The 1,850-nt window shown below is 48.9% G+C and carries 3 protein-coding genes; all 3 read left to right on the top strand.

Annotated elements, in window-relative coordinates; translation table 11 throughout:
* On the top strand, window positions 1–603 hold a 603-nt coding region (locus ABYW01_RS20720; RefSeq protein ID WP_372836419.1), incomplete at its 5' end, for a serine/threonine protein kinase.
* 68 nt (window positions 604–671) lie between these two features.
* On the top strand, window positions 672–1,223 hold the full coding sequence (locus tag ABYW01_RS20715) for a transposase (protein ID WP_372836417.1): 552 nt from the start codon (window positions 672–674) through the stop codon (window positions 1,221–1,223).
* 22 nt (window positions 1,224–1,245) lie between these two features.
* Window positions 1,246–1,467, top strand: a complete 222-nt coding sequence (locus ABYW01_RS20710) for a DUF1826 domain-containing protein (protein ID WP_372836416.1) — start codon at window positions 1,246–1,248, stop codon at window positions 1,465–1,467.
* The last annotated feature ends 383 nt before the right edge of the window (window positions 1,468–1,850 follow it).

Below are 1,850 nucleotides of genomic sequence, written 5' to 3'. Positions count from 1 at the left end.
ATTCAGGGCCTGCGCGCGTTTCAACGTGCCGATATGTTGCACCAGGATCTGAAACCGGAAAATATCATGATTGATATGGACGGTCGGGTGAAGATTCTGGACTTTGGCACCGTACGAATCGCCGGTATCGAAGAGATGAGTTCACCACTGGATAAGTCGGTGCCTCAGGGTTCGGTCAACTATGTTGCGCCTGAGTACCTGATGGCCGAAATGGGAACCTTCCGTTCTGATATGTTCTCACTGGCGGTCATTGTGTATGAGATGTTGACTGGCCAGCTGCCGTTTGACGAGCGCAACATCAAGCAGGTAGAGATCAATCACTACTCTGAATTCAGCTACACCCCAGCAATCCAGCACCGCCGGGATCTCCCGCTCTGGATGGAGGGCTGTTTACGCAAAGCCCTGCAACCCAACCCCATCCACCGCTACGATGCCTACTCCGAATTTATTCAGGACCTGACCGTTCCCAACTCTCAGCTGGAAGCCAAAGTACGCCACCAACCGCTGCTGGAGAAAAACCCCACCCGTGTCTGGCAGGGAATCGCTGCACTGCTGTTTCTGCTCAACCTGGTGCAGCTGCTGCTTCAGGATACTGCGGGTTAGCGCCGGTACCGCCCAGCTGGACTTAAATGTAGGGTGCAATAGCGAAGCGTATTGCACCGGTTAGCGATTTGAACCAGTATTTACCAATGCCAAACTACCGACGTGCATGGATGCCAGGTGGCACCTATTTCTTCACCATTAATTTACTTCAGCGTCAGCGATGTGATTTGCTTGTGCATCATATTGATCATTTGCGGGCAGTTGTACGTGATGTCCGTATGCGCCACCCCTTCACCATTCATGGCTGGGTCGTACTGCCCGATCATATTCACTGTATTTTAAGCTTGCCTGCTGGTGACTCAGACTTCCCACTTCGTTGGCGGTTAATCAAAGGAAGTTTTTCAAAAATGTTGCCTCCTTCAGAACACCGATCTCTTACACGCCAGAAACGGGGTGAACGGGGTATCTGGCAAAGACGGTACTGGGAGCATCTGATACGGGATGAAAGGGACTTTAATTCCCATATGGACTATATCCATATAAATCCAGTCAAACATGGGCTTGTACCCTCTGTAGCCGATTGGCCTTACTCCACATTTCATCGTTTGGTGAAGCAAGGGGTATACGACAAGAACTGGGCCGACAGCACGTTTGCCGATACGTTAGGTTACGAAGACTAAAACAGTTTCGGTGCAATACGCTTTGCTATTGCACCCTACGCGCTGGTTGCCGTACCCGGAAGACGGCAGTCCTCGAATTCCGAAAACAGAACCGGAACAATTCGAACAGATCAGTGCTGGAGATGTGGTCTTGCTGAAAGGGGATGGCTGGTTCGAGAATGAAGATTTTGGTGTGGTACACCGGTCACCACCTATCGCTGAGGGGGAAACTCGGATGTTTCTATCATTGGATTTTGCGGACTGAGGTCACACTGAATAAGTCCTCATGACCGCTTTCGACCCAAAGCAGCCATCCAAACTAGTCTGTTGTTGACACATTTACATCTTTATTTGGGCGTTCTTTCTGTACGGAAAGAATGTGATCCTGCCAGAGAAAGTGGTAATGCTTGATGTAGACACCCCCCACTTCCACATCATTGCGAGAAAAATCACTTCGGATATCGATATTCTAGCCTTCAATCTTTCCATTTTCTTTTTCAAAAAGCGCAGTACATCCTCTGTGGCACTTAGTCTCAACATAACATCCGAAATCATAGTGTATGTGTTGCATTGATATTGTGTTTCGCTACCATTCACCACTTACAAAGATTACAGCGACAGTTAGAAATACCTTCAGCCAAGACTCTT

It is taken from the genome of Pontibacterium sp. (assembly GCF_041587635.1).
In the GTDB taxonomy this organism is placed as follows: Bacteria; Pseudomonadota; Gammaproteobacteria; order Pseudomonadales; family Balneatricaceae; genus Pontibacterium.
The sequence above is the reverse complement of the archived record's forward strand: the minus strand, read 5'-3'. Positions and strand labels throughout refer to the sequence as shown.